This is a genomic window from Kitasatospora sp. NPDC032150 (assembly GCF_055579945.1).
Map to the genome: position 1 here is coordinate 1 of NZ_JBVIMH010000058.1, position 3108 is coordinate 3108.

A 3108-nucleotide genomic window follows, 5' to 3' on the forward strand; every position below is an offset into this window, starting at 1 on the left:
CCAGGCTCGACCGGCGCACTGCCGATCACCAGGAAGGATCCTCCATCCGCCTCGCCGCATGATCAACCCCCGAAGGACTTCCGGAGCCGACCACTAAGGGCCGCGCTGGCCGAACGCACCCAGGATCTGCAACGGGTGAAGGCCGAGTACGACAACTACCGCCGGCGCGTCCAGCGCGAACGCCTCGCCATCGGCGAAGCCGCCGTGGCCGAAGCCGTCCGCACCCTGCTGCCCGTCCTCGACACCATCGAACAGGCCCGCGCCCAAGACGACGCGGCAGACGGCTTCGAAGCCGTCGCCAACCGCCTGCAGATCCAGCTGGCCTCGCTCGGACTCGAGACCGTGGGCAAGGAGGGTGAACCCTTCGACCCCTCGTGCCACGAGGCACTCAGCTCGACCGAGTCGAACCGGGTCGACCGCCCCACCTGCACACACATCCTGCGATCCGGCTACCGGCTGGGCGAGATCCTCCTGCGACCGGCCCAGGTGGCGGTCGAACAGCCGCTTGCTCCGGACCATCAAGACGTTGGATCGTCGCTCTCCGAGGGCACTGGCAAGGCGGAACGCCCATCCCCGACCGGCACATAGTCATCATGCGAAGAACGCTCGGCGCGGACGCACAGGTCCTACGAACCACCAACCTCCAGATTCCCGGCACGGCCGCGGTCTGCCGCGTCACCGAAACGGTCAACGCGGGCCCACCGCGGCCCGTCATCGCCGCCCGGCCCGACCTTCTGCGGCGCTGCCGGGCTTCATGCTCTCCTGCAGGCCCGCCAGGACGTCGAGACGGCCGGAGAACGTCCGATCCCGGCCGCACCCGCACCCCCTCTCCGGCGCCTGCCGTTCGCGTGGGTGACCGCGGACGAGGCATACGGGCAGGTCAAGCATCTGCGTTTCTGGCTGGAGCAACGTGGCGTCGCCTATGTGCTCGTCGCGGAGACCCGCCGCCTCATCGGCCTGGTCCTCCAGCCACACTGGCTCACCCGCCGGCGCCTGCCGTTCGCGTGGGTGACCGCGGACGAGGCATACGGGCAGGTCAAGCATCTGCGTTTCTGGCTGGAGCAACGTGGCGTCGCCTATGTGCTCGTCGCGGAGACCCGCCGCCTCATCGGCCTGGTCCTCCAGCCACACTGGCTCACCCCACAGCACCATCTGCACTGGTCATGGTGGAGACGCCTCAGCCAGACCCGAGCCCGCCGCAGCGATTACAAAGGCGCTGTCACGTTGGCCGACCGGGTGAGATGATCTTCCGATCGATCACGGTGGAGGGGATCGTTCGTGGAGAGCACGTCGCCGTCGTACAGCGGTCACCGGTACCCGGTCGAGGTCATCTCCCACTGTGTGTGGCTGTACTTCCGGTTCCCGCTGTCGTTCCGCGAGGTGGAGGAGCTGATGCTCCAGCGCGGTGTCGTCGTCTCCTACGAGACGGTCCGGCGGTGGTGCCTGAAGTTCGGGCAGACCTACGCCGAGGCGCTGCGCCGCAGGCAGCCCCGGATCGGGGACAAGTGGCATCTGGACGAGGTCTTCATCAAGGTCAACGGCGAGAGGAAGTACCTGTGGCGGGCCGTTGACCAGGACGGCAACGTGCTGGACATCCTCGTGCAGGGGCGGCGGGACAAGGCCGCTGCCAGGCGCTTCTTGCGCCGCCTCCTCAAGCGGACCCGCACGGTGCCGAGGGTGATCGTCACGGACAAGCTCCGCTCCTATGGAGCCGCCCACCGTGAGGTCATGCCGTCCGTGGAGCACCGCTCCCACAAGGGTTTGAACAACCGGGCCGAGAACAGCCACCAGCCCACCAGGCAACGCGAACGCGCCATGAAGGGCTTCCGCTCCGCCGGTGCGGCCCAACGCTTCCTGTCCGCGTTCAGCGGTGTCTCACCCCACTTCCGGCCCCGCCGCCACCTGATGGCCGCCACCGGCTACCGAGCCGAGATGACCGTCCGCTTCGCGATCTGGGAGCAGGTCACCCGAGCCGCCGGCCCGCCCACCGCGGCCTGAACACACTCTGCAACCCGGCCCCACCACACCCCGACACACCCTCAGGCACTCTCGCACCTAACAACGTGACAACGCCCCCGCCGGAAACGAGCGCTTGCGGTGCTGGCACCTCCACTATTCCGTCGTGCTAAGTACCGGTAGTCAGCGTTACTGTATACCGGTACTCAATAGCGCTGACTAGCGCAGGGAGGAGGTATTCCATGGCCAAGCTGGAGACGGAGATGCTCAAGGGCACGCTGGAAGGCATCATCCTCGCGTCCCTGTCCGGCCGGCCCGCCTACGGCTACGAGATCACGGCACGGCTGCGGGAGCAGGGTTTCTCCGACATCGCCGAGGGGACCGTCTACGCGCTGCTCCTCAGGATGGAGAAGCGCGGCCTCGTCGACGTGGAGAAGGTCCCCTCCGAGAAGGGGCCGCCACGCAAGGTGCACTCCCTCACCGCTCAGGGACGGGAGTACCTCGAAGAGTTCTGGAGGACGTGGAGCTTCCTCACGGAACGACTGGAACAGCTCCGCGAAGGGGAGGGCAAGTAACCATGTCCGATGTCGAAAAGACCGGCTTCATCTCGAAGGTGATCGGGCCCAAGAAGCGCTGGAGGGCGTACAAGACGCGCGTCAAGGAGCTTCCCGAGAACCACCGCACGGCGGTCGAGGCGATCGAGCGGCACCTGATGCACTTCGTGCCGGCCGACGAAGACAGCAGCGCATCGATGTTCGAAGACCTCGCCGACCTGTTCGAGCAGGCCGCGGCGAACGGAACTCCGATCCGCGAGATTGTCGGGCAGGACCCGGTGGGGTTCGCCGAGACGTTCGCCCAGAACTACACCGAGGGCGGCTACGTCCCCGCCCGCGCCCGGAAGCGGCTGACCGACGACATCGAGCGCGCCGCCGGTAGCCGGACGTCAACAGAAGACAAGACGGACTGATCGCGCCTCAGCACATCGCCCCCAGGGGCCGAGCACCACTTTCATCGCCTGCTTGCACCACGCGGCCCGGGGGGGGCCTTTCCCCCCCGGGCCCCCCCCCCCCCCCCCCCCCTGACCCCTCCCAAACCAACCCCCCCCTCCACCAGACTTCCTGCTGGAAAAAGCAAACAAAGCCCTTCCCCCAA

At 67.4% G+C, this 3108-nt stretch carries 5 protein-coding genes; all 5 read left to right on the plus strand.

Going from position 1 to position 3108, the window contains the following annotated elements:
• The coding region (gene grpE / locus ACZ5ON_RS34455) for a nucleotide exchange factor GrpE (protein WP_465601123.1) at positions 1 to 588 on the plus strand (588 nt) is incomplete at its 5' end.
• Positions 589 to 852: 264 nt separating this feature from the next.
• Positions 853 to 1245, plus strand: coding sequence for a hypothetical protein (locus ACZ5ON_RS34460; RefSeq protein ID WP_465601173.1), 393 nt, complete (start codon positions 853 to 855; stop codon positions 1243 to 1245).
• Between the two features lie 33 nt (positions 1246 to 1278).
• Positions 1279 to 1998, plus strand: a complete 720-nt coding sequence (locus ACZ5ON_RS34465) for an IS6 family transposase (protein WP_465601126.1) — start codon at positions 1279 to 1281, stop codon at positions 1996 to 1998.
• A 200-nt stretch (positions 1999 to 2198) separates the two neighbouring features.
• A complete protein-coding gene (locus ACZ5ON_RS34470) occupies positions 2199 to 2531 on the plus strand; it encodes a PadR family transcriptional regulator (protein ID WP_465601129.1) in 333 nt (110 codons plus the stop codon).
• 2 nt (positions 2532 to 2533) lie between these two features.
• Positions 2534 to 2923, plus strand: coding sequence for a DUF1048 domain-containing protein (locus tag ACZ5ON_RS34475; RefSeq protein WP_465601131.1), 390 nt, complete (start codon positions 2534 to 2536; stop codon positions 2921 to 2923).
• Positions 2924 to 3108: the final 185 nt, after the last annotated feature.